Source organism: Actinomadura sp. NAK00032 (assembly GCF_013364275.1).
Classification (GTDB): Bacteria; Actinomycetota; Actinomycetes; order Streptosporangiales; family Streptosporangiaceae; genus Spirillospora.
In genome coordinates this window covers 2955687-2981521 of sequence record NZ_CP054932.1, presented here as the reverse complement: position 1 = coordinate 2981521, position 25835 = coordinate 2955687, and the positions used below count along the sequence as shown (strand labels likewise).

At 73.4% G+C, this 25835-nt stretch carries 26 protein-coding genes and 1 tRNA gene; 6 read left to right on the top strand and 21 right to left on the bottom strand.

Annotated features, from left to right (window positions below; translation table 11 throughout):
* Positions 1-38: 38 nt before the first annotated feature.
* Positions 39-111: transfer RNA gene (locus tag HUT06_RS13955), tRNA-Asn, on the bottom strand.
* A 141-nt stretch (positions 112-252) separates the two neighbouring features.
* Here HUT06_RS13955 and HUT06_RS13950 point away from each other — a divergent pair.
* Positions 253-525 (top strand): YtxH domain-containing protein, encoded by a 273-nt coding sequence (locus HUT06_RS13950; protein WP_176196115.1) that lies wholly within the window; start codon positions 253-255, stop codon positions 523-525.
* On the opposite strand, the gene HUT06_RS13945 is transcribed toward HUT06_RS13950, so the two are convergent.
* The 10 genes from HUT06_RS13945 to HUT06_RS13900 form a co-directional block, all read right to left on the bottom strand.
* Positions 522-1013: a hypothetical protein gene (locus HUT06_RS13945; RefSeq protein ID WP_176196114.1), complete on the bottom strand. Its 492-nt coding sequence runs from the start codon at positions 1011-1013 to the stop codon at positions 522-524. The two genes, HUT06_RS13950 and HUT06_RS13945, sit on opposite strands and share 4 nt — an antisense overlap.
* A gap of 17 nt (positions 1014-1030) precedes the next feature.
* On the bottom strand, positions 1031-2350 hold the full coding sequence (locus tag HUT06_RS13940) for a hypothetical protein (RefSeq protein ID WP_176196113.1): 1320 nt from the start codon (positions 2348-2350) through the stop codon (positions 1031-1033).
* A 124-nt stretch (positions 2351-2474) separates the two neighbouring features.
* Complete coding sequence (locus HUT06_RS13935; protein WP_176196112.1) at positions 2475-3281, bottom strand: HAD family hydrolase; 807 nt, start codon at positions 3279-3281, stop codon at positions 2475-2477.
* Positions 3278-4390, bottom strand: coding sequence for a cysteine protease StiP family protein (locus HUT06_RS13930; RefSeq protein ID WP_176196111.1), 1113 nt, complete (start codon positions 4388-4390; stop codon positions 3278-3280). Before HUT06_RS13930 ends, HUT06_RS13935 begins: the two co-directional genes overlap by 4 nt.
* Positions 4387-5760 (bottom strand): phosphoribosyltransferase family protein, encoded by a 1374-nt coding sequence (locus HUT06_RS13925; RefSeq protein ID WP_176196110.1) that lies wholly within the window; start codon positions 5758-5760, stop codon positions 4387-4389. The genes HUT06_RS13930 and HUT06_RS13925 overlap by 4 nt, the downstream gene beginning before the upstream one ends.
* Positions 5757-6914, bottom strand: coding sequence for an HpcH/HpaI aldolase/citrate lyase family protein (locus HUT06_RS13920; RefSeq protein WP_176196109.1), 1158 nt, complete (start codon positions 6912-6914; stop codon positions 5757-5759). Before HUT06_RS13920 ends, HUT06_RS13925 begins: the two co-directional genes overlap by 4 nt.
* Before the next feature lie 25 nt (positions 6915-6939).
* The gene (locus tag HUT06_RS13915; protein WP_176196108.1) at positions 6940-7518 is read right to left on the bottom strand and encodes a TerD family protein; all 579 of its coding nucleotides are present in this window, start codon (positions 7516-7518) and stop codon (positions 6940-6942) included.
* Between the two features lie 46 nt (positions 7519-7564).
* On the bottom strand, positions 7565-8707 hold the full coding sequence (locus HUT06_RS13910; protein ID WP_176196107.1) for a DUF475 domain-containing protein: 1143 nt from the start codon (positions 8705-8707) through the stop codon (positions 7565-7567).
* A 62-nt stretch (positions 8708-8769) separates the two neighbouring features.
* Entirely contained in the window at positions 8770-9348 is a 579-nt protein-coding gene (locus HUT06_RS13905) for a TerD family protein (RefSeq protein ID WP_176196106.1), read from the bottom strand.
* A gap of 118 nt (positions 9349-9466) precedes the next feature.
* Positions 9467-10042 (bottom strand): TerD family protein, encoded by a 576-nt coding sequence (locus tag HUT06_RS13900; RefSeq protein WP_176196105.1) that lies wholly within the window; start codon positions 10040-10042, stop codon positions 9467-9469.
* A 196-nt stretch (positions 10043-10238) separates the two neighbouring features.
* On the opposite strand from HUT06_RS13900, the gene HUT06_RS13895 reads away from it, so the two are divergent.
* A complete protein-coding gene (locus HUT06_RS13895) occupies positions 10239-11489 on the top strand; it encodes a molecular chaperone DnaJ (RefSeq protein WP_176196104.1) in 1251 nt (416 codons plus the stop codon).
* A gap of 45 nt (positions 11490-11534) precedes the next feature.
* Here the strand turns inward: HUT06_RS13895 and efeB are convergent, their stop codons facing one another.
* The 5 genes from efeB to dnaG all read right to left on the bottom strand — a co-directional run bounded on the left by efeB (position 11535) and on the right by dnaG (position 17836).
* Positions 11535-12767, bottom strand: a complete 1233-nt coding sequence (efeB, locus tag HUT06_RS13890) for an iron uptake transporter deferrochelatase/peroxidase subunit (RefSeq protein ID WP_176196103.1) — start codon at positions 12765-12767, stop codon at positions 11535-11537.
* Between the two features lie 25 nt (positions 12768-12792).
* Positions 12793-13926, bottom strand: a complete 1134-nt coding sequence (efeO, locus tag HUT06_RS13885) for an iron uptake system protein EfeO (protein WP_176196102.1) — start codon at positions 13924-13926, stop codon at positions 12793-12795.
* Positions 13927-14035: 109 nt separating this feature from the next.
* Entirely contained in the window at positions 14036-14512 is a 477-nt protein-coding gene (locus tag HUT06_RS13880; RefSeq protein ID WP_176196101.1) for a YbjQ family protein, read from the bottom strand.
* Positions 14513-14678: 166 nt separating this feature from the next.
* Positions 14679-15791 (bottom strand): RNA polymerase sigma factor RpoD, encoded by a 1113-nt coding sequence (gene rpoD / locus HUT06_RS13875; RefSeq protein WP_254715164.1) that lies wholly within the window; start codon positions 15789-15791, stop codon positions 14679-14681.
* Positions 15792-15895: 104 nt separating this feature from the next.
* A complete protein-coding gene (gene dnaG / locus HUT06_RS13870; RefSeq protein ID WP_176196099.1) occupies positions 15896-17836 on the bottom strand; it encodes a DNA primase in 1941 nt (646 codons plus the stop codon).
* Between the two features lie 253 nt (positions 17837-18089).
* Between dnaG and HUT06_RS13865 the strand changes: the two genes are divergently transcribed.
* Positions 18090-19364 (top strand): ABC transporter ATP-binding protein, encoded by a 1275-nt coding sequence (locus tag HUT06_RS13865; protein WP_176196098.1) that lies wholly within the window; start codon positions 18090-18092, stop codon positions 19362-19364.
* A gap of 13 nt (positions 19365-19377) precedes the next feature.
* Here HUT06_RS13865 and HUT06_RS13860 read toward each other — a convergent pair whose 3' ends face one another.
* Entirely contained in the window at positions 19378-20790 is a 1413-nt protein-coding gene (locus HUT06_RS13860) for a PLP-dependent aminotransferase family protein (RefSeq protein ID WP_176196097.1), read from the bottom strand.
* A gap of 83 nt (positions 20791-20873) precedes the next feature.
* Between HUT06_RS13860 and HUT06_RS13855 the strand changes: the two genes are divergently transcribed.
* Positions 20874-21473, top strand: a complete 600-nt coding sequence (locus HUT06_RS13855; RefSeq protein WP_217711302.1) for a TIGR03086 family metal-binding protein — start codon at positions 20874-20876, stop codon at positions 21471-21473.
* Positions 21473-21910 (top strand): hypothetical protein, encoded by a 438-nt coding sequence (locus HUT06_RS13850; RefSeq protein WP_176196096.1) that lies wholly within the window; start codon positions 21473-21475, stop codon positions 21908-21910. Before HUT06_RS13855 ends, HUT06_RS13850 begins: the two co-directional genes overlap by 1 nt.
* Here the strand turns inward: HUT06_RS13850 and HUT06_RS13845 are convergent.
* Positions 21868-22251 carry a MerR family transcriptional regulator gene (locus HUT06_RS13845; protein ID WP_176196095.1) on the bottom strand — a complete coding sequence of 128 codons (384 nt, stop codon included), beginning with the start codon at positions 22249-22251 and terminating at the stop codon, positions 21868-21870. The genes HUT06_RS13850 and HUT06_RS13845 overlap by 43 nt on opposite strands.
* Before the next feature lie 128 nt (positions 22252-22379).
* On the opposite strand from HUT06_RS13845, the gene HUT06_RS13840 reads away from it, so the two are divergent.
* Complete coding sequence (locus tag HUT06_RS13840) at positions 22380-23249, top strand: LLM class F420-dependent oxidoreductase (protein ID WP_176196094.1); 870 nt, start codon at positions 22380-22382, stop codon at positions 23247-23249.
* On the opposite strand, the gene sigJ is transcribed toward HUT06_RS13840, so the two are convergent.
* From sigJ to HUT06_RS13825, 3 genes are all read right to left on the bottom strand, one after another.
* Positions 23230-24123, bottom strand: a complete 894-nt coding sequence (gene sigJ, locus HUT06_RS13835; RefSeq protein ID WP_176196093.1) for an RNA polymerase sigma factor SigJ — start codon at positions 24121-24123, stop codon at positions 23230-23232. The genes HUT06_RS13840 and sigJ overlap by 20 nt on opposite strands.
* 1 nt (position 24124) lies before the next feature.
* On the bottom strand, positions 24125-24586 hold the full coding sequence (locus tag HUT06_RS13830; protein ID WP_176196092.1) for a GtrA family protein: 462 nt from the start codon (positions 24584-24586) through the stop codon (positions 24125-24127).
* 71 nt (positions 24587-24657) lie between these two features.
* A complete protein-coding gene (locus tag HUT06_RS13825) occupies positions 24658-25830 on the bottom strand; it encodes an MFS transporter (RefSeq protein ID WP_176196091.1) in 1173 nt (390 codons plus the stop codon).
* Positions 25831-25835: the final 5 nt, after the last annotated feature.

Below are 25835 nucleotides of genomic sequence, written 5' to 3'. Positions count from 1 at the left end.
CAGGGGCCCTGAACTGGGCTTACGTGGGTTAGATCAAGCTCCCGCGATTGGACTCGAACCAATAACCTGCCGGTTAACAGCCGGCTGCTCTGCCGATTGAGCTACGCGGGATCGTGCGTCCGGTGGGGCGTGTGCCCCTGTCGGCGGGTCTAGGTTAGCGCATGTGGGGGGCTCTTCGCGCACGCGTTATGGATGGGTGGGCGCTCGGCGGGTATGGGGGGGTCACGATTCCGCCGTCAGTGGGAGTTGGACATGAAGACGCGCATGATGTTCATGGCAGGCGCCGCGATCGGATACGTCCTCGGGACGAAGGCGGGGCGCGAGCGGTACGAGCAGTTGAAGCGGCTCTCGCAGCAGGTGTCGGAGAACCCGAACGTGCAGGAGGCCGCGGGGATGCTGCGGGCGAAGGGTGAGGAGTTCGCGGGCGCGGCGCGCGGTAAGGCGAACCATCTGAAGGAGCGCGTGCCGGAGCAGGTGCCGGGCCGCAAGGCCGACCGGGAGCAGCCTGAGGTGTTCCCCGGCTAGAGGCCGGTCTGGCGGCGCAGTTCCTCCAGGGCCTGTTCGGCTTGGGCGCGTAGGCCCGGGTCGGACGGGTCCATGCCCGCGTCGAAGACGAAGGTCCAGCGCACGTCGCCGCCGGCGGCGGGGCGCCGGCCGGCGATGCGGACGTTTCCGCCGGCGATCTGGGCCTGGTGGCTGACCGCGATGGTGGCGGTGACGCGTTCCCGGACGGTCTCGGGGACGGAGCCGGGTTCGGTGAGGCGGACGTGGTGTTCGGGGCCGCCGGAGGTCTCGTGGACGTGCAGCCACCCGTCCTTCCAGGTGGCGTGGTCGACGCGTTCCCAGGGGACGCGGGTGAAGCCGCCGGACGGGGTGGGCAGGTGCAGCGCGGTGGTGGTCGCGGCGACGTGGGAGCCGCCGCGGGTGGGGGCGGACGCGAGGACGCGTTCGCCGCGCTCCAGGGTCAGCGCGGCGCGGACTTCGGCGGGCAGCGAGCCCCGGAGCAGGCGCATGTGTTCACGGTAAGCGATCAGGCGGCCTGGGGTGCACGGCGGGCCCCCAGTAGGTCGAGGACGAGGGCGGCGGACCAGGCGTAGTCGTGGCTGCCGCGGCCGGTGCCGTCGAAGGGGTCGAAGAACTCGCGGAAGCCGGACTGGCGGACGAGCCGCATGGTGGAGCCGTAGAGGAGGTCGGCGACGACGGGGAGGCCGTGGCCGAGGGCGCCGTACCAGACGAGCCAGTTGGTGCTGATCCAGGTGGGGCCGCGCCAGTAGCCGGAGCGGTCGAAGGCGGGGGCCTGGATGTCGCAGGTGGGGACGGGGTAGCCGGCGGCGCCGGCGAAGCGGGCGGACAGCAGGAGGTCGACGAGGTCGCGGACGATGGGGGCGGGCAGGTCGGGGTCGAGGAGGGGGCCGAACGAGCCGACGGTGATGACGGGCAGCAGCCGGTCGTCGCGGAGGTCGCGGGCGCGGAAGCAGCCGGTCTCGGGGTCCCAGAGGCGGTCGAGGAGGGCGCGGTGGACGCGTTCGGCGCGTTCGCGGTGCGGGGCGGGGTCAGTGCCGATGATCTCGGCGATGCCGGCGAGGGCGTGGGTGGAGGCGAGGTAGATCGCGTTGACGAGGGGGTCCTCGACGGCGAACGGGTGGGTTTCGCGGAGGTAGCCGGGGGCGTAGGCGGCGTCGCGCATGAGGGCGACGAGGCGGACGTAGCGGTCGTAGTCCTCGCCGGTGGGGAGCGTGTGGGGCTGCTGGGCGGGGGCGTAGGAGGTCGGTGGGAGCCGCAGGGCGGCGAGGGGGCGGTCCCAGGCGGGGCTGTTGTCGAGCCCCGACTCCCAGGGGTGGCAGATGGCGATGAGGCCGCCGGCGGCGATGTCGCGCACGCGGGCGAGGTAGCGGTGCTGGGCGGTGAGCATCGGGTAGAGGCGGGCGAGGAAGGCGCGGCTGCTCTCGGCGTCGGTCGCGCATTCGTGGAGGCGCAGGGCGGTGAGGGCGTGCAGCGGCGGCTGGGTGAGGCCGGAGGTGTGGACGCCGCGGGGCGCGTCGGGCTGGCGTTCGCTGCGCCACAGTTCGGGGCCGGGGAAGAACGCGTGCCGGGCGAGGCTGGTGTTGAAGACGATGTGCGGGAGCATCCCGTCGGCCCATTGGCCGCGGAAGAGGGACAGCAGCTCGGTCTCGGCGCGGTCGCGGCGGTGGCGGGCGAGGCCCATGCTGATGAACGCCGCGTCCCAGCTCCACTGGTGGGGGTAGAGGCCGGGCGACGCGGCGGTGGCGGTCCCTGTCCAGTTCGCGTCGAGTACCCGGGCCGCGGCCTTCCACAGCGCGGTCTCGTCACCGGTCAGACGGGAGCTCATGTGGTCCAGGCGACCTCCTCGGCGAGCGGGGGCTCTCCCCGTGATTGTCACCTCAGATCGCGGCGACGGCGACCCCTGAGCGTGCGTCGATTCTCTACGGGGTACGGGAGCGGTCCGTGATTTTTTACGGTTCGGTGGCGCGTGCCAGGAGCCATTCAGCGATCTCCTGGCCTGCGGCGATGCCCCGGGCGGACGTGACGGCGGTGGTGGGGGACGTCCAGCCGGTGTCGTGCAGTTCGCCGTGGGCGGGGCGGATCGACCGGTCTGCCGCTTCGAGGAGTTCGATGTCGAGGAGGGAGTCGCCGGCGGCGAGGGTGGCGGCGGCGCCGGTGCGGCGGGCGACCTCCGCGGCGGCGGCGGCCTTGGTCAGGCAGGCGGGCAGGCAGTAGACCTTGCGGCCCTGCAGGGACGTCCGCCAGCCGCGTTCGGCGCACCAGCCGGTGAGGTCGTCGACCCATCCGGGCGGCAGGGCGGCCCGGTCGACGACGGTGTAGGCGAACAGGTCGGAGGCCGTGCGCCGCTTCAGGACGAAGTCGCCGCCCGTCCGGGCGAGATGGTGCTGGACGTCCGCGAGAGGCGCGCAGCCGTCCTCGGCCCGGGCGCGGACGGCCCGCGCCCATTCGGGGTCTTCCAGGCCGTCCACGAGGATGTGGCCGCCGTTGGCGCAGATGGCGAACGCGGGCGGCTTCTCCAGCAGGTGGATGCGCCGGTACTGCTCGGGTGTGCGCGTCGTCGTCGGGACGAACGCGGCGGCCGTCGCGAGGGTTTCGAGCGTCCGCGCTGAGGGCTCGGTCATGTAGGAGAGCGGCGCGCCTTGGTAGAACTCCACGCAGAGTAGGCGCGGCATGGTCTCGTCTGGGCCGTCCAAGGCGAAGGCAGCCGCGGAGTAGATGAGCGTGCGGTCGAGGTCGGAGCACACCAGGACGGTCACTGGACGGCTCCCTTGCCGAAGCGCGGATGGATGAACCCCATGCACGCGTAGGGGAACCGTTCGGGCTCCACCTCGTGGACGGGCACGCCGCGTTCGGCGGCGAGCAGCCTGATGTGCGTCACCTCGGGGCCGGCGTCCGCGCGCACGAGGACCTTCCACGGGACGCGCCGCAGCAGCACCCGGGTCGTCTCCCCGATCCCCGGCTTGACGAGGTTCAGGTCGTCGGTGCCCTCGGCCTCGGCGCAGCGCGCGACGGCCTCCCAGCCCGACCAGTCGGGCGCGCGGTCGGCGGCGCGGAGGCCGGGGAGGTCCTTGGCGACGCGCTCGGCCACGTCGGGGAACCGCGCGCACACGGCGTCGAGGAACACCGCGGACACGTCGTCGCCGGCCAGTTCCCGGTAGAACTTGGCGCCGTGGAAGTCGTCCGGCCCGATCAGCTCGGCGTTCAGGACGGTCCGGCTGACCAGGCCGGACACGGTCGAGTTGAGGCACGCGGACGGGATCAGGAAGTCATCGCGGGTGCCGTGGAGGGACGTGCAGCGCCCCGGGTCGGCGAGGACGGCGAGGTCGGCGGGGAACGGGGTCGGCGCGAGCGCGGCGGTCAGCTCCCGCGTGATCGCGCCCTTGCCGGTCCAGCCGTCCACGAACATCACGGCCGCCGGGTCGTGGTGGTCGGCGAGGTAGCGCAGCGCCGAGGCGTCGATGCCCCGGTCCCGGACGATGCTGACCGCGTAGTGCGGCAGGTCCAGGCCGTGGGCGTACCGGGCCCAGCGGCGCAGCAGGATCCCGACGGGCGTCCCGGCGCGGGCCAGCGAGACCAGGACGGCGTCCGGGCCGCGCTCGGCGAGGACCAGCTCGGTGACCAGCCCGGCCGCGTAGGCGAGCCGCTCCGCCGACGCCTCCAGCGCCCGGTGGAACAGCCGCCGGTACTCCGGGCCCGGCTGGTACTCGACGGGGAGCGACTCGGCGTAGTGGGCGCGTCCCGCCTGGATCGCCGCCTCGCGCTCCTCCGTCGGCGCCTCGAGCCGTACGTGCGAGAGGTCCTTGAGCAGCCAGGCGACGTCGTCAGCCGGGTAGCTGCCGAAGGACGGCCCGTACAGCGGCTTCACGTATCCCTCCTGTGGGCGGGGACGGTCGCGACCAGCACCGGGGCAAGCGCGCGCAGCCGTTCCAGGAGCCCGCCTGCGAGCGCGTCGGTGTCTCCGATGTCGTCCACCACGAAGACGATCTGGTCGAACCCGCGCTCACCGGCGCCGGGGGCCACGTTGTAGGCGTACCGCTCCCCCGGCCCGTCGGCGGGGTCGTCGTGTGAGGAGAACATCAGGCGCGTTCTTATCGCGTACCCCGGGTCGTCTACGGCGAGCACAGGTGAACGCGTGGTCGTGGAGTAGCGGACGTCCACGTCCGGCAGGGTGTCGGCGAGCGCCTCCGCCAGGCGCAGCGGCGCGTACATCAGCTCCTCGAAGCCCAGTACGAGCACCCGTGAGGCCCCTCGGACGAGCTTCGCCGCGAGGACGTCGCCCATGCGGGCGAGGTCCTTCTCCAGCCGCGCCCTGTGCTCGGGGAGGAAGCCGTGGCGTCCGCCGTCCGGTAGCCCGGCGGGCCAGTCCAGCACGGCCCGTGCCACCGCAGACGGCGCGGCCCCAGGGGCGGCGGCAGAAGCGCTGGAGAGGCCGGCAACGAGCGACTGCCCCGCCTCCAGGATCCCCTCGGGAAGCTCCACGTGCCCCCCGGCCAGCGCCACCGCGTCGATGCGGGTGCCCAGGCGGTCGGCGAAAGCTTCCATCCGCGCCCGGTCGGCGGGGTCGCGCAGGTCGACCAGGGACGCCAGGACGTAATGCCCCCTCGGCCGGACGGCGTGCAGGGTCTCGATGGTGTTCAGGACCGTCCGGCCCGTGGACAGCTCGTCGTCCACCAGCACCACCGGTACATCCCGGTCGAGCAGGGCCGGGTCGGCAGGCAGCAGCAGATGGCTCGTGGCGTGGCTGTGCTCCTCCTCGAACCCGCCGTAGGCGGCGAACCCCCGGACGGGACGCCGCGTCGAGTGCAGGTAGTAGGCACCGCCCAGAGCGTCCGCCACCGAGTGCCCCAAGGCTGTGGCGGTCTCGGCGTAGCCCAGGACGATCGCGTCCACAGGGCTTCTAGGGGCGCGCATGAGGTCACGCAGCCCCGCAGCGGCCCCTGGCACGCCGCGCAGGGCGTCCGGCAGCAGAGCACCGGGATGAGGCGGCTCCTCACCCCGCAGGCGCGCGCGCACGAGCTCGCCCAGCAGCAGCCCCGACCCGTACACGAGCCGCGGATCCGTCGGGACGTGCTTGCCCAGCACCGCCGAGACCAGCAGGTGCGCGCGGCGCGGATTGCGGCGCACCGCCAGCCCCACCAGCGACGACAGCCCGGCACCGGCCGGGGACGCGCCGTCGGCCAGCCGCACCCCGAGGCGCGCGGAGACCCAGCGCGCGGAGACCCGGGACGCGGTCACCGGCTGCCCGCCGCTTCCAGCAGCTCGACGAACGTGACGCCCTCCGCCGCGACCCCGAACACCCGGGCGCGCAGCATCAGCCGCTGCGCCCACGCGCGGTGCGGCTTCGCCTCGTTCATCTTGTTGGCGTACGAGCTGGCCATCGCCCCGCCCCCGGCGACGCCGAGGATGTCGGCGGCGTCGCAGTACTCCTCGTGCGTCACCACCGACAGCGCGTGGACGGCCGCCACATGGCTCGGGTGGATCACGGTCTTGCCGGTCAGGCCGTTGGCCTTGTCCAGGTGGACCTCGCGGATCAGGCCGTCCAGGTCGGAGGTGATCAGCCGCTGCCGCAGCGGCGCCGCCTGCTGCGCGTCGAACGGCGACTGCCGCAGCTGCGGCTTGAACATCCGCTCCCCCGCCGAGAAGTACTCCCACACCGGGCCGGTCACCACGTACCCGGTGCCGTCGGCCCGGCCGAGGACGTTGACCACGTCGCAGATCACGTTCGCGACCGGGCGGATGTCGTAGATCGTGAGGTCCGGCGGCCGGCGCAGCCCGTAGGCGGCGGACATGTCGGTCGCCCCGATCCGGACCGCGAGGACCCGCGGCCGGTGCTTGCCGAGCAGCCGCGCCACGTCGTCCAGCATCTCCGGGCGGGTCTCGGCGTACACCGCCTCCGGGCTCTCGATCACCGGCATCGCCAGCAGCCGCAGCCCGGTGCGGTCGGCGGCGTCCGCGAGCGCGTCGAGGAACGCTCCACCGGAGGCCGGCGTGAACTTCGGCAGCACGAACCCGCTGACCAGGTCGGCGGCGCCGCCGAGCCGGTGGAGCAGGTCGCCGATCTGCCGGGGGTCGCGGATCCGGACGAACAGCAGCGGCACGTCCGCGCCGCCCGCGTGCAGCGCCTGGAACTGCGCCACCAGGTTCGCCTCGCCGGCCGCGACCTCCGTGTCGGCGATCGCGTCCTCCAGGCAGACGACCATGCTCATGACGCCGCGCCCCGCCGCCCGCTCGATGTCGGCGGCGAGGGCGGGCCTGGTCGCCGGGCAGTACAGCGTCGCGCCGAGCGCGACGGCCAGCACCGCCGGGTCGTCGTGCCGGTCGAACGGGCGGGGGTGCCGGTAGAACAGGTGCTTGCGACGCGCGGCGTCGATGTGGTCGAAATGCCGCATGGCCGCGCCCGTCACTCCCGCCGGGTCACAGGTGCGCCGAGACGGCGGGCAGGAGGTGCTGGAACGTGCGCCCGGTCGCGGTCGCGCCGATCGCCGTCATCGACCAGCCCTGGCCGTCCCGCGACACCTTCGCCATGATCTGCGCGTTGTGCTGGCCGGCGCCGCTCAGGTCGTAGCGGGCGATCTCCTGCCCGGTGCTCTCGTCCACCAGGCGGCAGAACGCGTTGGCGATCTGCGAGAAGTCCTGCCCGGTGAAGGAGTTCACCGTGAACACCAGCTGGGCGACGTTGGCGGGGACGCCCTGCAGGTCGACGTTGATGACCTCGTCGTCGCCCGCGCCCTCGCCGGTCAGGTTGTCGCCGGTGTGCTGGACGGAGCCGTCCTTGCTGCGCAGCTGCCGGAACCAGACCTGGTCGGCGAGGTTCCCGGCGGCGTCGAACAGCAGGCAGGAGGCGTCCAGGTCGATCGACTGGGCCTTGCCCTTGCCGAACAGGCCCTTCTTGGCGACGGCGTCCCAGCCGAGCCCCATCCGGACCCGGGTGAGGGTCCCGCCGCCGGGTTTGGCGAGCGAGACCTTCTGGCCTTTCTGCAGCGAGATCGACATCGTTGGCTCCTTCGGTGGGTACTGGTCGCGGGCGGGGACCCGCCGGTCAGACGTTGCTGGAGTGCAGCTGCTTGCCGTCGCCGGTCGGCGGGGCCTCGACGTCGCCCTCTCCCCGGTTGCGGACGACGGAGCTGATGAACGCCGCGATGATCAGCCCGGCGCCGAGCCCGCCGGTGATCCACTCGGGCACGTGGTGCCCGATGCTGATCAGCATGCAGACGGCGAGGGCCCCGATCGCCCAGTGCGCGCCGTGCTCCAGGTAGACGTACTCGTGCAGGGTGCCCTTGCGGACCAGGAAGACCGTCAGCGACCGGATGTACATGGCGCCGATGCCGAGGCCGAGCGCGATGACGATCGGGTCGGTGCTGATCGCGAACGCGCCGATGACGCCGTCGAAGCTGAACGAGGCGTCCAGCACCTCCAGGTAGAGGAACAGGAAGAACCCCGCCTTGCCGGTGGCCAGCGCCAGCGAGCTCGGCCCGGACCGCGCGGCGGGCGCCGCCTCCCGGCCCTCGTCCGCGCCGTCGGCGCCCTCGGCCGCCCCGTCCTCGTCCTCGTCCTCGTCGCCCGCCTCGGAGAACAGCTCGCCGAGCCCGTTGACCAGGATGTAGGTCACCATGCCGAGCACGCCCGCGATCATGACGTTGCCCGGGTCGTCGGCCGACAGCCACGACACCAGCGCCAGCGAGCCGCCCGCGACGACCACCGCCAGCTGGTCCAGCTTCCCGATGCGGGCGAGCGGCCGCTCCAGCCACGGCAGCCACTTGTCGCCGCGCTCCTCGAACACGAAGTTCAGGAACAGCATCATCAGGAACATGCCGCCGAACGCCGCGATCATCGGGTACGCGTCGTTCATCAGCTGGTGGTAGCGGTGCGAGTCGTTGAGCGCCAGGTCGAACGCCTCGACGGGGCCGAGCTTGGCGGTGATGCCCACGATCAGCAGCGGGAAGACCAGCCGCATGCCGAACACCGCGATCGCGATGCCGACGGTGAGGAAGATCTTCTGCCAGAAGGGGCTCATCCTGTCGAGCACCTTGGCGTTGACCACGGCGTTGTCGAACGACAGCGAGATCTCGAGGATGGCCAGGACGGCGACCAGCGCGAGGCCGGTCGGCCCGTCGTAGAGGAAGGCGGCCAGCAACCCTAGAGCCGTGACGCCGAAGGACCAACCGAAGGTGCGAAGAATCATGCGCGTATTTCTGCTAGAGAGGACGGCCGGGCGGGGCGGCCGGGATGCGGGGTGCGCCGGCCTCAGCCGACGTTGACGCCGAAGTCCATCGCGATGCCGGCCAGACCCGAGGCGTACCCCTGCCCGACGGCCCTGAACTTCCATTCGCCGTTGTGCCGGTAGAGCTCGCCGAAGACCATCGCCGTCTCGGTGGAGGCGTCCTCGGTGAGGTCGAACCGGGCGAGCTCGTTGCCGTCGGTCCGGTTGACGATCCGGATGAAGGCGTTGCGCACCTGGCCGAAGCTCTGGTGCCGGTTGTCGGCGTCGTAGATCGACACCGGGAACACCACGCGCTCGCACTCGGCCGGCACCCCGGTGAGGTCGACGTTGATCGACTCGTCGTCGCCCTCGCCCTCGCCGGTCAGGTTGTCGCCGGTGTGCTCGACCGAGCCGTCCGGGCTCCGCAGGTTGTTGAAGAACACGAAGTGCTGGTCGGAGATGACCTTGCCGGTGCTCGCCAGCATCAGCGCGGACGCGTCCAGGTCGAAGTCCGCGCCGGTGGTGGCGCGGACGTCCCAGCCGAGGCCGACGGTGACCGCGGTGAGGTTGGGCGCGGCCTTCGTCAGCGAGACGTTGCCGCCCTTGGCGAGTGAGACTCCCATGTTCGGGCCGTTCCCTTCCTGAAGTGCCTGTTTCGGTGTGCCGCGCCGGCCGGGGGCGCCGGCGCGGTTCGGACGGGGTGCCGATCGGACGGGGGCGCCGACCGGACCGGGGGGCGGGTCAGAGGTTGACGCCGAAGTCCGTCGCGATGCCGGCCAGCCCGGACGCGTAGCCCTGGCCGACCGCGCGGAACTTCCACTCCGTGCCGTTGCGGTACAGCTCGCCGAAGACCATCGCGGTCTCCATCGAGGCGTCCTCCGACAGGTCGTAGCGGGCCATCTCGGCGCCGTCGGCCTGGTTCATCACCCGGATGTAGGCGTTGCGGACCTGCCCGAAGTTCTGCCCGCGGCTGTCGGCGTCGTAGATCGAGACCGCGAACGCCACCCGCTCGGCGGCGGCCGGCATCGCGCCGAAGTTGACCTTCAGCTGCTCGTCGTCGCCCTCGCCGGCGCCGGTGGTGTTGTCGCCGCTGTGCTCGACCGCGCCGTCGGGGGTGCGCAGGTTGTTGAAGAACACGAAGTGCTGGTCGGTGATGATCTTGCCGGAGCCGTCCAGCACCATGGCGGAGGCGTCGAGGTCGAAGTCCGTGCCGGTGGTGGTGCGCAGGTCCCAGCCGAGACCGACGATCACCGCGGTCAGTCCGGGCGCCTGCTTGGTGAGCGAGACATTGCCGCCTTTGCTCAGGCTGACGGGCACGATGGGCCTCCAAGATCGCATGCCGTATCGGGACGCCGACCCGGCGCCCAGAATTATCGACGTAGCAGCGATGCTATCCGTTCCATCCGTTGTAGACCTGTGACGCGGAACGCCCCGGGCGGCGGCCGGACGCCGGTCCGGGGCGCGAAACACGCGCGGTCTGGGCCAGACTGGGCAGGGACGAGAGGAGGCAGCGTTGCGGGGACCGGGCGACCAGCGCCGCCGGGGCGGCAGGGGGGCGCAGGCGGCCGCCGCGGCGGTCGAGGCCAAGGAGGCGGCGGCGGGCGCCTTCTACGACATGGACCAGGCGCAGAAGTACCTCGGCGGCCGCGTCACCGTCTTCGAGGACCTGGACGCGGCCGCGGCGGCGCCCGTCCGGCGGGAGTTCGACGGGCTGTCGGAGTCCGCCGACGCCGCGTCCATCGCCTACATCTCCGTGCTGGACGCGCACGACGTCGATGACCAGGACCGGTCACCGGCCGAGTACGACGCGGCGCGGCGCGCGTTCGTGGCCTCCACCGAGCGGCTGCAGCAGATCACCCGGAACCTGAACGGCTTCGCCGAGCGGCTCGCGCCGCGCATGGCCCGGCTGGAGGCCGCCCTCGACCAGCTTCCGCCGCGGCTGGCCGCGGCCCGCGAGGCGGTGGCCGCGGCCGAGGCCGCCGTCACCGCGGCGCGGGAGGCGGGGATGGACGCGGCCGACCCGGAGGCGGAGCTCGCCCGCGCCCGGCAGGTCCTCGCGCAGCTCGGCTCGAAGGGGCTCGGCGGGCTCGGGCTGGACGGCGCGATCCGCAAGGCCGAGGAGGTCCGGGAGATCGCCGAGGGGGCCCGGGAGGCCGCCGCGGAGCTGCCGCAGCTGGCGCAGAAGGTCCGCAACTCGCTCGCCTCCGTCCGGACGCGGGCGGACGCCGCCGCGAACCGCGTCGGGCCCGTCCGGGAGGCGATGCGGGTGCTGCTGCGCGGCTACTCGCAGGCCTGCTGGCAGGACCTCAAGGGCGCGCCCGAGTCCATCGAGGCCGCCGTCACGCGGGCCCGGGAGCGGCTGAACGAGGCGTCCGCGCACGTCGCCCGCACCGAGTGGAAGCAGGCGCAGCGGGCGCTCACCGCCGCGCGCACCGAGCTGAACGCGGCCGACCGCCGCGCCGGGCAGGTCACCGGCCGGGTCGAGGAGCTGAGGGCGGTCGCCGCCGACCCGGCCAAGCCCGCCGAGAGCGCCCAGTTCGCCGTGCGGGACGCGCAGCGGCTCGCCATGGCCCAGCCGGGCGGGGCCGCGCCGCAGCACGTCCGGGTGCTGGACGGGCTGGTCGAGCGGCTGGAGAACGCGCCGAAGCGGCTCGGCGGCTCCCATCCGGACTACTGGGCCTACCTCCAGGAGCTGGAGTCGATCAAGACCGCCGCCGGGGACGTCGTGACCCGCATCCGCTCCGAGCGGGCCGGGCAGGGCTAGCCGCCAGGGCGCGCCAGGGCCGCCCAGGCGCGCCCTAGGCGAGTCCTAGGTGAACAGGGTGTCGCCCCAGAAGCCGCCTTCGCGGACGCCCGGCGGGCACGCGTAGACGCCCGATCCGACGTGCTGGATGTACTCGTTCAGCGCGTCGTCGGCCAGCGACTGCTGGATCGGGATGAACCCGGTGCGCGGGTCGCGCTGGAACGCGATGAAGAACAGGCCCGCGTCCAGCCGGCCGAGGCCGTCGGACCCGTCGGTGAAGGAGTAGCCGCGCCGCAGGATCCGCGCGCCGCGGTTGGAGTCGGGGTGGGCGAGGCGGACGTGCGCGTCCGGCTTCATCCGGGACAGGACGGGTTCGTCGCGCTCCTTCGCCGCCCCCACGGGCGCGCCCTCGCCCTTGTCGCGGCCGAAGATGTCCTCCTGCTCGCGCAGGGACGTCCGGTCCCAGGTCTCGATGTGCATCCGGATGCGGCGGGCGACGAGGTAGGAGCCGCCCGCCATCCAGGCCGCGCCGTCGCCCTCGCCCGCCCAGACGTGCCTGCCGAGCAGCGCCGTGTCGGCGGAGCCGATGTTGTCGGTGCCGTCCTTGAACCCGAACAGGTTGCGCGGGGTCTGCGCGTCCGGCGTGGTCGAGGACGTCTTGCCGAACCCGAGCTGCGACCAGCGGACCGAGACCGTGCCGAACCCGATCCGGGCCAGGTTGCGGATCGCGTGCACGGCGACCTGCGGGTCGTCCGCGCACGCCTGGACGGCGATGTCGCCGCCGCTGCGGTCGGGGTCGAGGGCGTCGCCGGGAAAGTGCGGCAGGTCGACGAGGGCGGCCGGGCGGCGCGCCTTGAGGCCGAACCGGTCCTTGCCGTCCTTGTCGAACAGCGTGGGCCCGAACCCGATCGTCAGCGTGAGCCGGGACGGGGGCAGGCCGAGCGCCTCGCCGGTGTCGTCCGGCGGCGCCACCGCCGGCCCGCCGACCGCGCCGTCCCCGACCGGTTTCCCGGCGGTCATGGCGGCGGCCGCGGCCGTCCACTCCTTCAGCATCCGGACGAGCCGGTCGCGGTCGCCGGTCGTCACGTCGAACGCGGCGAAGTGCAGCCGGTCCTGGACGGGCGTGGCGATGCCCGCCTGGTGCGGGCCGCGGAACGCGACGGCCGCGCCGGCGTCGGCCTCCTCGTCGGCGAACGCCATCCGGTCGATGCCCGCGCCGGCGGCCGCGCCGACGAGCAGGCTCGCGCCGGAGAAGCCCAGCATCCGGCGCCGGGACAGCCCCGGCCGCGCCTCGGTCATCTCGCCGCCACCTCTCCGGTTCCCGTTACTTCGCGACGGCTTCGGCGAGCTTGGACAGCGGCTCGCCGAGGGCGTTCACCGCGTCCGCCAGCTGCTTGCGGTCGTCCTTGCCGACCTTGTCGTAGGAGACGTAGCCGTCGCCCTGCTCATGCTTCTTCAGCAGCCCCTCGACCTTGGCGAAGTTGGCGTCGAGGTCGGCCGCGAGCTGCGCGTCCCGCTCCTGGACGACCGGCTTGAGCAGGTCGTAGATCTTCTTGGCGCCGTCGACGTTGGCCTTGAAGTCGACGAGGTCGGTGTGGCTGAACGCCTCCTCCTCGCCGGTGACCTTGCCGGTGGCGACCTCGTCCAGCAGCTCCTTGGCGCCGCCGGCCATGTCGTTGACGGGGTCGAGGGTGAGGCCGGGCAGCCGCGACTTCAGCGTCCCGAGGTCGGCGAGCAGCCGGTCGCCGTACTTCTCCTTGCCCTTGACCGAGCCGTCCTCCCAGAGGGCCTTCTCCAGCAGGTGCCAGCCGGACCAGTCCTTCTTCTCCTCCGGCTTGAGGTCGGCCTCGCGGGCGTCGACCTTCGGGTCGATGTCGCCGAACTTCTCCGCGACGGGCTCGATCGTCTCCCAGCCGACGCGGGACGGGGCGTACAGCTCCTTGGCCTTCGCGACGTCGCCGGCCTTCACCGCGTCCACGAACTGGCGGGTCTTGGCGATCGTGTCGTCGAGCCGGACGATCACGAACGCCTTGTAGTCGGCGGCGGCCTTGGTGAGCCGCGCGTCCGCGCCGCCCGCCGCCGCGCCGGTGACCGTGACGTCCCGGGTCGGGCCCTTGCCGGTCTGCCCGGCGCTGCACAGCAGCTTGTACTGGCCGGCGGGCAGGTTCACGACGAAGTCGACGCTGGTCCCCGGGCCGATGTTCTCCCGCTCGGCGAGGATCTTGCCGTCCGGCTTGAGCACCTCGAACTCGTTGACCTTGGAGCCCTTGTTGGTGACCTTGAAGGTGGTCTTGCCCGCGGTGAGGTCGGTCTTGGCCACCTCGCACGCGTCGTCGGTCGCCGTCACCGGGATGGCGCCCGCGGCGTCCGCCTTGTCGCCGTCACCGCCGCACCCCGTGAGCAGGGACATCGACACGGCGGCGGCGCCGGCGAGCGCGAGGACGGACACAGGGCGCATCAGGGACTCCAGGGGCGAGCAAATGGTTAGGCTCACCTAAATTAGCGAAGCCTGTCCTCACCCCGTCAAGAGGCCCCCCGGCGACGGGACCGTGCGCCCGCGCGGGGGTTCAGCGGGGCCGGTCCTGGATCCCCATCGTGAGGTTGCGCGCGGCCATCGGCGGGCCGCCCGGCTGCGGGTCCCCGTACGGCGGGAGCTGGCCCTGCTGCGGGGGCTGGCGCTGCTGGTACTGCGGCGCCTGGTCGCGCTGCCGGCCCGCGGGCTCGGCCCAGACGGCCGTCCCGTACGCGCAGACCTCGAAGCCGCCGGCCACCGCGGCGGTGTCGAAGCGCATCCCGACCACGGTGTTGCCGCCCCGGCGGCGCGCCTCCTCGCCGAGCCGGTCCACCGCCTCGCGGCGCGCCGCGGCGAGGCCGACCGCCGGCCGCTCCCCCGTCACCCGGAACGTCGCGCTGCTCCCGGGCCGGCCGGCCTGCGGCGCGCCGCCCTGGTCGCCCGGATCGGCCTGGAGGGCCGTCGCGAGGACCTCCCCGAGCACGCTCCTGATCTCGTGCCCCGGCACCCCGTCAGTCGTCACGATCAGCATGCCCACCACGGTAGATCACCGCTCGGACGAAAAGCGACAAAATGCCAGGAGACGCCCTGGCCCAGGCCGGACGGCCCGGGACGGGCGGCCCTGCGCGGGCGGTCCTGGGCGGACGCCCCGGGGAGCGCGGCCCGGCGGGAACCGGCCGCCCTCCCCGGGCCGGCCGTCACTCCAGATACTCGCGGAGCATCTGCGCGCGCGACGGGTGGCGCAGCTTCGCCAGCGTCTTGGACTCGATCTGGCGGATCCGCTCGCGGGTCACGCCGAACTCGCGGCCCACCTCCTCCAGGGTGCGCGGATGGCCGTCCGCCAGGCCGAACCGGAGCTGGATGATGCGCTGCTCCCGGTCCGACAGGGTGCCGAGGATGTCCTCCAGCTGGTCCTGGAGCAGGATGAACGCCGCGGCCTCGATCGGCACGACGGCGTCCGCGTCCTCGATGAAGTCGCCGAGGTCGGAGTCCTCCTCGCCGATCGGCGACTGCAGCGAGACCGGCTCCTGGGCGATCCGCTGGATCTCCACGACCCGGACGGGCGACAGCCCCATCTCCAGGCCGATCTCCTCGGGCGTCGGCTCCCGGCCGAGGTCCTGGTGCATCTGCCGCTGCACCCGCACCAGCTTGTTGATCGTCTCCACCATGTGGACCGGGATCCGGATCGTCCGGGCCTGGTCGGCGATCGCCCGGGTGATCGCCTGCCGGATCCACCAGGTGGCGTAGGTCGAGAACTTGAACCCCTTGGTGTAGTCGAATTTCTCGACCGCACGGATGAGTCCGAGATTTCCCTCCTGGATCAGGTCGAGGAAGAGCATTCCCCGGCCGACGTACCGTTTCGCGATCGAGACCACCAGCCGCAGGTTGGCCTCGATCAGCCGTTGCTTCGCCCGCACGCCCTCGCGGGAGAGCAGTTCGAGGTCGATCAGCTCGCCGCGGGCGAGGACGGCGGTACGCGCCATCTTCTCCTCGGCGAACAGTCCCGCCTCGATCGATTTCGCCAGTTCTACTTCTTCTTCTGCCGTGAGCAGCGGTACGCGACCGATCTCTCTCAGGTAGATCCGAACCAGGTCGCTCGTCGGCGCCCGCTTGCCGAGGTCTCCCTCGTCCGCTCGCGTGACGTCCTCGGTCTCCTGCTGGGATTCGAGGACCTCCACCCCCTGCTCCGCGAGCATCCGCACGACCCGCTCCAGCGAGTCGTCCGGCAAGTCCGAGCGATCGAGCGCGGCAGCGACGTCCTCGACGGTCACACCGCCGCGCTCTCTGCCGCGTGCGACGAGGTCCGCCACCTGATCAACCGATGGCGCCTCGCTTGGCAGCACCGAAGGGCCCACGCAGACAGTCTGCGTCAAAGGAGGGCTAGATCACAGGACCCATTTTGCGGTCCCTTGACTTACTGTGATCCAAGCCCTCGCTCGCGCAACACCCGTCGCTGCTGCTCAAGCGCGACAAGATCGCCGAAGAGCTTGTGGTATTCCTCCTGCGACTCGGCCGGATTCAGCCGCCCGAGTTTAGATTTCGCGTCCGCGATCATGCGGGTGAGCTGGCGCTCCTGAATCCGGGCCAGCAGTTCCCCGGCATAGCGGTCGTCCGAATCCTGGGCGGACCGCACCGGCTCCACGCCGAGCTTGGTGAGCAGATCCCTGACCTGGTCGTTCGGGGCGCTCTCCAGCAGCAGGGCGACCCACTCGGCGACGCCGCCGGCCGCGGCCGTGCCGCCCGCCACCGCGATCACCGCGCGCACCGCCGCGTGCGGCGGCGCGATGAACGCCTCGGCCGGAACCTCGTCGAACGCCGGGCCGAGCAGCGCCGGGCGCTGCACCGCGAGCTTCAGCAGCTCCCGCTCGCGCTGGACCTCCGGGTCGGACGGGTCGAACGCGGGCCGCTGCGGCGGCCGCGCCTCGGCGCGGGGGCCGTTCCCGTTCCGCTCGGCGCCGCCGCCCGGCCGGCCGGGGTGGCCGTTTGCGGCCGGGGAGCGTCCGGCCTGGGCGCGGGCGTGCCGGCGGTTCGCCAGTTCGCGGACGCGGCGCAGCACGAACTGCTCGTCCATGATGCCGAGCCAGCGGTCGAGGTTGACGGCGTACATGTGCCGGCGCGAGCGGTCCTTGATGGCGGCGACGACCGGGGCCGCCGCGTCCAGCGCGGCGAGCCGCCCCTCGACGGTGTCGAGGTCGTGCTGCTCGATCGCGCTGCGCACCGCGAACTCGAACAGCGGCAGCCGGGCCGCGACCAGGTCGCGCACCGCCGCGTCGCCGTGCCGGATCCGCAGGTCGCAGGGGTCGAGCCCGTCCGGCTGGACGGCCACGAAGGTCTGCGAGACGAACTTCTGCTCGTCGTCGAACGCGCGCAGCGCCGCCTTCCGGCCGGCCGCGTCGCCGTCGAAGGTGAAGATCACCTCGCCGCGGAACTCGTCCTGGTCCATCAGCAGCCGGCGCAGCACCTTGATGTGGTCGTCGCCGAACGCCGTCCCGCAGGTGGCGATCGCGGTCGGGACGCCCGCGAGGTGGCAGGCCATCACGTCGGTGTAGCCCTCGACCACGACGGCCTGCCGGCGCCGCGCGATCTCCTTCTTCGCCAGGTCGGCGCCGTACAGCACCGACCCCTTGTGGAAGAGCGGCGACTCGGGGGTGTTCAGGTACTTGGGGCCGTCGTCGTCCTCGTAGAGGCGGCGCGCGCCGAACCCGATGACGTCGCCGGACAGGTCGCGGATGGGCCACATCAGCCGGCCGCGGAAGCGGTCCATCGGGCCGCGCCGGCCCTCCTTGGCGAGGCCGCCGGCGACGATGTCGCGGTCGGCGAACCCGCGGCCGCGCAGGTGCCGGACGAGCCCCTCCCACTCGCGGGGCGCGAACCCGACGCCGAACCGGGCGGCGTCGGCGGCCTCGAAGCCCCGCTCGGACAGGAACGTGCGCCCGATCGCCCCCTCGGGGGACGCCAGCTGCCCGGTGTAGTACTCGGCGGCGGCCTTGTGGGCCTCGATCAGGCGGGCGCGCTGGCCGCCGTCCTGCCGGGGGCCGCGCCCGCCGCCCTCCTCGTAGCGGAGCTGGATGCCGGCCTGGGCGGCGAGCCGCTCGACCGCCTCGGAGAACGACAGGTGCTCGATCTCCTGGACGAACTTGATGACGTCGCCGCCCGCCTCGCAGCCGAAGCAGAAGTACAGGCCGCGCGAGGGGGTCACGTTGAACGACGGGGACTTCTCGTCGTGGAAGGGGCACAGGCCCTTGAGGTTTCCACCGCCCGCGCTGCGCAGCTGCAGGTACTCGCCGATCACGGCGTCGATGGACGCGCGCTCACGGACGAGTGCGATGTCCTCATTGCGAATCCGGCCTGCCACGACGAAGGAGTCTACGGCGGGCCCGCGACATCCGGCGCTTCCCCGTCCGAACCGGCCGCGCGGGCGCCCCGGGGAGGCGGTCCGGGGAGGCCCTCCAGAAAGCCTGGATCGTCCTGCCTTGCGGTGAATGCCATGGTCTGTGGCCGGACTCGGCCGGAACGACCACCGGCAAGTCCGGATTTGGTCTGGACAACCCGGACCGCCGCGCGATGTGATGGCGAGCCGAGATTTTGCTCACACCCAGGCGGACGCGATGACGGATGTTGTGCTCGACGGCGTCGACAAGGTGTATCCGGGCGGGCACACCGCCGTCCGCAAGGTCCGCCTGCGCATCAACGACGGCGAGCTGTTCGTCCTGCTCGGTCCGTCCGGCTGCGGCAAGTCGACCATCCTGCGGATGATCGCGGGGCTGGAGGAGATCACCGGCGGCGACCTGTGGCTGAACGGCAGCGTCGCCAACGACCTGCCGCCGCGCGAGCGCAACGTCGCCATGGTCTTCCAGGAGGGGGCGCTCTACCCGCACCGCACGGTCAAGGGGAACATGATGTTCCCGCTGGAGGTCTCGGGCGACGACCGCGCCGAGGCGAGCGCGAAGGTCGTCGAGCTGGCCCGCGCGCTGGGCCTCAACACGATGATCGACCGGCTGCCCCGCACGCTGTCCGGCGGCCAGCGCCAGCGCGCCGCGATCGGCCGGGCGCTCATCCGCGAGCCGTCGCTGTTCCTGATGGACGAGCCGCTGTCCAGCCTGGACGCGGGGCTGCGCACCGAGCTGCGGGTCGAGATCGCCGCGCTGGTCCGCTCCACCGGCACCACCACCGTGTACGTCACCCACGACCAGGTCGAGGCCATGACGATGGCCGACCGCATGGCGGTGCTGCGCGACGGCGTCCTGGAGGACGTCGGCACCCCCGAGCAGATCTACGAGGACCCGGCGACGGTGTTCGTGGCCGCGTTCCTCAGCTCCCCGCCGATCAACCTGCTGCAGGCCACCCTGTGGGCCATCGAGGGCGAGGGGCTGCTGCTGGACTTCGGCCCGCAGCGGCTGACCGTGCCGTGGGACGACCCGCGCGCGTCCGCGCTGATCAGCCACCACGGCCAGGGGGTGATCGTCGGGATCCGGCCGGACACCCTGATGCCGATCGCGCCGGGCGCCCCCGCGCCGCACGGGTCGGTGCTGTCCGGGCAGGTCCGGGCGCTGGAGTTCCACGGGCACGAGTGGCTCGCCTACGCCGAGGCGGGCATCCCCACGATCGACGCCTCCGAGGTCGGGCGGCCGCCGCGCGCGCCGTCCCACGACGCCGAGCCCGCCGGCTGGCGGGACCGGCTGCGCGAGATGCTCGGCAAGCCGGCCCCGGACGAGGGCGTCCCCGAGGAGCACGCCGGCCACCACCGGCGCTCCGACCTGGTATTCCGCATCGCGCCCGGCGACCGTCCCGACCGCGGCGACCACGTGGCGCTGACCGTCGACTTCGACCGCGTGCTGTTCTTCGGCGCCGACGGCCGCCGCGTCACCCCCGTCCAGCGCTGAGCACCGGTCGCCGTCAGCCGCCGGCCACCGCGCGCAGCCTGCGCAGCCCCGCCTCGATCGCGGGCAGCTCCACCGCGCCGTACCCGAAGACCAGCCCGGGGACCGCCGGCCCGGTGACCGCGAACTCCGACAGCGGGAACAGCCCGACGCCCGCGCCGAGCGCCCGCGCGGCGATCGCGGCGTCGTCGGTCCCGGCCGGCAGGACGGCGCTCAGGTGCAGCCCCGCCTCCGCCGGGACGACCGCGAGCCGGTCGCCGAACAGCTCCGGGAGCAGCTCGGCGACGCGCTCGTGCCGGGCCCGGTACGCGCGCCGCGACCTGCGGATGTGCCGGACGAGCAGGCCCTCGTCGATGAACCGGGCGAGCGCCGCCTGCGCCGGCAGCTCGGCGTGCCAGGACGAGACGTACCGCGCCATCCGGAACGCGCGGTGCAGGGACGGCGGCGCCACCAGGAACCCGAGCCGCAGCACCGGCCGCATGATCTTGGAGAAGGTGCCGGTGTAGAGCACGCGGCCGTCCTCGTCCAGGCTCTGCAGCGGCTCGACCGGGCGCCCCCCGTACCGGTACTCGGTGTCGTAGTCGTCCTCGACGATCACCGTGTCGCGGCGGCGCGCCCAGTCCAGCAGGGCCCGGCGGCGCGGCAGCGACATCGGCATGCCCAGCGGGAACTGGTGGGACGGCGTGACGTACACGGCCCGCGCGTCGTCGGGGAGCGCGTCCACCCGCAGCCCCTCCGCGTCGACCGGCACGCCCCGGACCCGCATCCCGGCGGCGGCCAGCAGCATCCGGACGGGCGGGTAGCCCGGGTCCTCGACGGCCACCGTGTCGCCCGGTTCGAGGAGCACCCGGACGATCAGGTCGAGCGCCTGCTGCGTCCCCGAGGTGACCACGATGTCGCGGCCGCCGGCGCGCACCGACCGGGAGACCCCGACGTGCCGGGCGATGGCCTCGCGCAGCGCGGGCAGCCCCGCCGGGTCGCCCGCCGCGGCGGGGTCGCCGAGCGCCGAGGGCCGCAGCAGGCCCGCCATGATCCGCCGCCACGCCTCGTAGGGGAACAGCGCCGCGTCGGGCAGCCCGGCGCGGAAGTCCCATCTGATCCCGGGCATCGGCCGGGGCCACACCGCCACCTCGTCCCAGCGCGCCCGGGGCCGCAGCGGCGAGGCCGCCGGGGCGCCCCGCGCGGCCGACCCGGCCTCCCGGACGAACGTCCCGGCGCCGATCCGGCTCGCCACGAAGCCCTCGGCGGCGAGCCGGTCGTAGGCGGCCGCGACCGTGTTGCGGGAGATCGCGAGCCGCCGCGCCAGCTCCCGCGTCGGGGGCACCGCCTCCCCGGCGCGCAGCCGCCCGTCCAGGATCGCGGCGCGCAGCTGCGCGTAGATCTGCCCGGCGAGGTCTCGGCGGCCCACCAGGCTCACATGCAGGTCCACAAGGGCCCACCCTAAATCGGCTCAGCCATTTCGTGCGTTTTTGGCCCTTTATCTGGGCCTCTACGGGGTCCTAGCGTGGCCGCATGGACCTGATGACCGAACTCTTGACCACCGATTTCCGGCCGCTGGACCGCAGAGCGGCGGACCTCTACCTGTCGGCCGTCGCGCAGGTGAAGCCGGACGCGCTCGCCCTGCCCACGCCGTGCCCGGACTGGACCCTGCACGGCCTGCTGCGCCACCAGATCGGCCAGGACGAGGGCTTCGCCGCGGCGGCCCGGGGCGGCGGCGACCGCCTGGCGGCCTGGCGCGGCGGCGACCTCGGGAGCGACCCGCACGCCGCTGCCACGGCCAGTGCGGACCTTGTCGAGCGCGCCTTCGCCGACGCCGCCCTCGACGCGGAACTGGCCCTCCCCGAACTCGGCGGGCGCTTCCCGGCCGCCCTCGCGATCGCCTTCCACCTCGTCGACCTGGTCGTCCACGCGTGGGACGTGGCCGCCGCGATCGGCGTCCCGTGGGAGCCGGCGGACGACCTCGTCGCCGCGTCGCTCAAGGTCGCCGCGCTCGTCCCCGCCGAGGGGCGGGGCCCGGCCGACGCGTTCGCCGCGGCCCTGCCGTCCCCGGACGGCGCCGCACCGAAGGAGCGCCTGCTCGCCCTGCTGGGACGGGATCCCTCATGGCACTGATGAGCGGGGCACTGATCAGCGGGGCGCTGAGGAGTTCCTGGCAGGCCGGTCCGGCCGCCGCCTCGGGACCGGTCCTGGTGAGCGTCACCGACTTCACCTGCGCGCACGCGCACGACCTGCCGGCCGTCTTCCGGGCGGGCATGGCGCTGCGCCGGTCCTGGCCGGAGCTGGAAGGCGCCGTCGGCCTGTGGCTCTGGTCGCGGCCCCGGCAGCGGCGGTGCGGTTCGGTCTCGGTCTGGACGGACGAGGCAGCGCTGCGCCGCTTCGTCGGCTGGCCGCCGCACGTGGAGATCATGCGCCGGTTCCGGGACCGCGGCACGATCCGGGCCCACGCCTGGCGCGCGGACTCGTTCGACCCGGCGCAGGCGTGGGCGCGGGCCGAGCGGGTGCTGGCTCAGGCGGAGGCGGGCGCGGGCTCGCAGACCGCGTCGCGGTAGAGGCCGATCTTCATCTTGATCTGCGCCTGCTGCTCGCGCAGGGTGGCGATCTGCTCCTCCACCCGGCGGTCGTGCGCTTCCAGCAGGTCGAGGCGCTCCCGGAAGGTCTCGGTGCCGCCGCGGGCCAGTTCGGAGAAGCGCAGCATCTCCGCGATGGGCATCCCCGTCCCGCGCAGGCAGCGCAGCATGTGGAGCCAGGCGAGGTCGCCGTCGCTGAACACCCGCCGGCCGGCGGCGTTGCGGGCGATGTCCGGCAGCAGGCCGATCTTCTCGTAGTAGCGCAGCGTGTCGATGCTGAAGCCGCTCTTGTCGGCGGTCTCCGCCGGGGAGTAGGAGCTCACGCCCTCCAGGATTTCACCTGGAGCGCACTCCAGGTCAATGCGCTCCCGGCGGGGCCGCTTGACCTGGAGCGCGCTCCAGGTCGCACAGTGGAAGGAGAGAGCCGGCACACGACACACCAGGGACTGCCATGCGCATCGGACTACAGGTTCCCAGCTTCACCTATCCCGGCGGGCCGGAGCAGATCGCCCCGACGTTCGGCCGGATGGCCCGCGACGCCGACCAGGGCGGGCTGAGCTCGCTCTGGGTGATGGACCACTTCTTCCAGATCACCGGGGTGGGCCCTTCGGAGGAGCCCATGCTGGAGGGCTACTCCGCGCTCGCCTACGCGGCGGCGCTGACCGAGCGGATCACCCTCGGGACGATGGTCACCGGCGTCACCTACCGGCACCCCGGGATCCTGGTCAAGACCGTGACGACGCTGGACGTCCTGTCCGGCGGGCGCGCGTGGCTCGGCATCGGCGCGGCCTGGAACGAGGAGGAGTCGCGCGGCCTCGGCGTCCGGTTCCCGCCGACCGCCGAGCGGTTCGAGCGGCTGGAGGAGACGCTGCGGCTCGCCCACCGGATGTGGGAGGGCGACGAGTCGCCGTTCGAGGGCGAGCACTACCGGCTGGAGCGCCCGCTGAACTCGCCGCCCGCGCTGCGCCGCCCGCATCCGCCGATCCTGGTCGGCGGCGGCGGGGAGAAGAAGACGCTGCGGTTCGTCGCCAAGTACGCCGACGCGTGCAACCTCTTCGACGGCGACGAGCTGCCCCGCAAGCTGGAGGTGCTGCGGGAGCACTGCGAGCGCGAGGGGCGCGACTACGCCGAGATCGAGAAGACGTCGCTGGCCCTGCTGCCCGGGACCCCGTCGGTGGACGAGGTCGTCGACGTCGTCGGCCGCGCCGCCGAGCGCGGCGTCGACCAGGTGATCTTCTCCCAGGCCACCGGGCAGGACCTGGCCGGCGTGCTGGCCGAGGCCGCGGCCCGGACCGAGAAGGTCATTCCGGCGGGCCGCTGAGCCGCGGTCCCGCCGCGGCGCGGCGGACGGCGCCGAGCTTGTCGGGGTTGAGGACGCGGTTGACGGCGGTGACGCGGCCGCCGGCGACCTCCACGGTGTCGACGGCGAACAGCCGGCCGTCCCCCACCGCCAGCAGCTCGGGCCGGCCGTTGATCTCCGCGAACTCCAGCCGCAGCGCGTTGCGGGCGCGGACGCGCAGCAGCGCGGTGGCGACCCGGCCCGCGCCCGCGATGACCTTGCGGGCGGCGAAGACGCGGCCGCCGCCGTCGGTGGTGTAGGCGGCGTCCGGGTCGAGCAGCGCCAGCAGCGCCGCCTCGTCGCCGCGCTCGTAGGCGTCCCGGAACGCCGCCAGCACCGCCGCGCGCTCCTTCGGGGGCGCCGGGCGGGACGGCAGCGCCGCGGCGACCTTGCGGCGCGCCCGCGAGGCGAGCTGCCGGCACGCGGCGGCCGACTTCCCGAGCACCCCGGCGATCTGGTCGTAGGGCACCCCGAACGCCTGGTGCAGGACGAACGCGACCCGCTCGGGCGGCGTCAGCTCCTCCATCACGACGAGCATCGCGGTGCCGGCGGTCTCGTCCAGCAGCACCGGCTCGGCGGCGTCCGGCCCGGTCGGCAGCGGCTCGGGCAGCCACGGCCCGACGTAGTCGACGCGGCGCGCGCGGGCGGAGCCGAGCACGTCGTAGGCGCGGCGCGCGGCCGCCGTGATCAGCCAGGCGCGCAGGTCGCGGACGTCGTCCAGCGTCCCGCGCGCCGACGCGCGCAGCCAGACGTCCTGGACGATGTCCTCGGCGTCGGCGACGCTGCCGGTGATGCGGTAGGCCGCGCCGAACACGGCCGGCCGGTGCTCCGCCCACTCGTCGTCGAGCCGCGCCATGTCAGGCCGCCGCCGGCGTGAACACCCACTTCTTGTACGACCAGTAGCGGAACGCCGCGCCGAGCCCGACGCCGGCGAGCAGGCCGAGGTTGTAGGCGATGCCGCCGTGCAGGCCGAGGGTGTAGTAGGTGAAGCCGGTGCACAGCACCTGGATGAGCAGCCCGACGCCGTTCAGCGCGAAGAAGATCGCGACCTCCCGGCCGGAGCCGTCGCTGTCGCGGTGCCGGAACGTCCAGTACCGGTTGAGCAGGTAGGACGTCAGCGTCGACACCACGGTCGGCACGACGACGCTGGTGACCGGGCTGCCGCCGAGCCAGGCGCGCATCAGGTTGGCGCCGAAGATCATGATGAGCGTGCCGACGACCCCCACGAAGCCGAAGCTCAGCAGTTCGCGGAGGAATGTCCGGTAGGCCGGGGCGGACGGGACCGGATCGACCGGTCTCGACCGCTGCACAGTGCTCACTCGCCCAGACCTTACCTGAGTAGGACATATACGAAAGTCGGAACCCCGCCAAAAGATCAATGGCGCGCGCGTCAGCCCTCCGCGGTGGCCACCGCCGGGGCCAGCAGCACGATCAGCCCGACCAGCGCGACGGGGACGGCGAGCGCCCACGCCAGCCCCACCCCCTGCGCGACGAACCCGATCACCGGCGGGCCGCCGAGCAGCCCGGCGTAGCCGACCGCGGTGACCCGGGAGATGCCGGCCGCTGCGGGCACCCCCGGCAGGTTGCCGGCCGCGCTGAAGGTGACCGGCGCGACGACGGCGATGCCGAGGCCGAACAGCGTGAACCCGGCCACGGCCGCCACCGGGCCCGCCGCGGCGAGCCCGCAGCCGAGGCCGAGCGCGGCGGCCAGCGACCCGGCCCGCAGCACCGGGACGGGCCCGAACCGCGCGACGACCCGGTCCCCGCCCATCCGCCCGGCGGTCATCGCCACCGCGCAGCCGGCGTAGCCGAGGCCCGCGAGGCCGGGCCCGGTGCCGAGCTCCTCCCGCAGGTAGATCGCGCTCCAGTCGGCCATGGCGCCCTCGCCGACGAACGAGCACAGCCCGATGACGCCGAGCAGCGCCAGCAGCCGGCGGGACGAGGACCGCGCGGGCCGCACGACCGCGCCGTCCGGCTCCGGCGGGGCGTCGGCGGAGCGGTCCAGCAGGCCGCGGCAGCCGCCCGCGACGAGGACGCCGAGCAGCAGGGCGGCGGCGGCCAGGTGCAGTGGTACGGGGACTCCCGCGTGCGCCGCGCCCGCCCCGGCCAGCGCGGACAGCAGCGTCCCGATGCTGTAGGCGCCGTGCAGGCCCGACATGAGCGGACGCCCGTAGCCGCGTTCGACGGCCACGCCCTGGGCGTTCATCGCCACGTCCATCAGCCCGAGCGAGCCGCCCATCAGCAGCAGCGCGACGACCAGCGCGGGCAGGTTCCAGGCGAGGCCGAGCGGGACCAGCGACGCCGCGGCGGCCAGCCCCGCGCCGAGGGTCGTGGCGCGGCTCCCCCACCGGGCGACCGTCCACCCCGCGAACCGGACCGCCGCGACGACCCCGACCGGGGCGCCGAGCAGCGCGACGCCCATCGCGCCCTCGCTCAGCCCGAGCTGCTCCTTGATCTGCGGGATGCGGGCGACCCACGCGGCGGCGACGAGCCCGTGCGCGGTGAACGCCGCCGTCACCGCGAGCCGCGCCCGGCCGAGCGCCGCGATCTCCTCCGTGGCCATCCGGC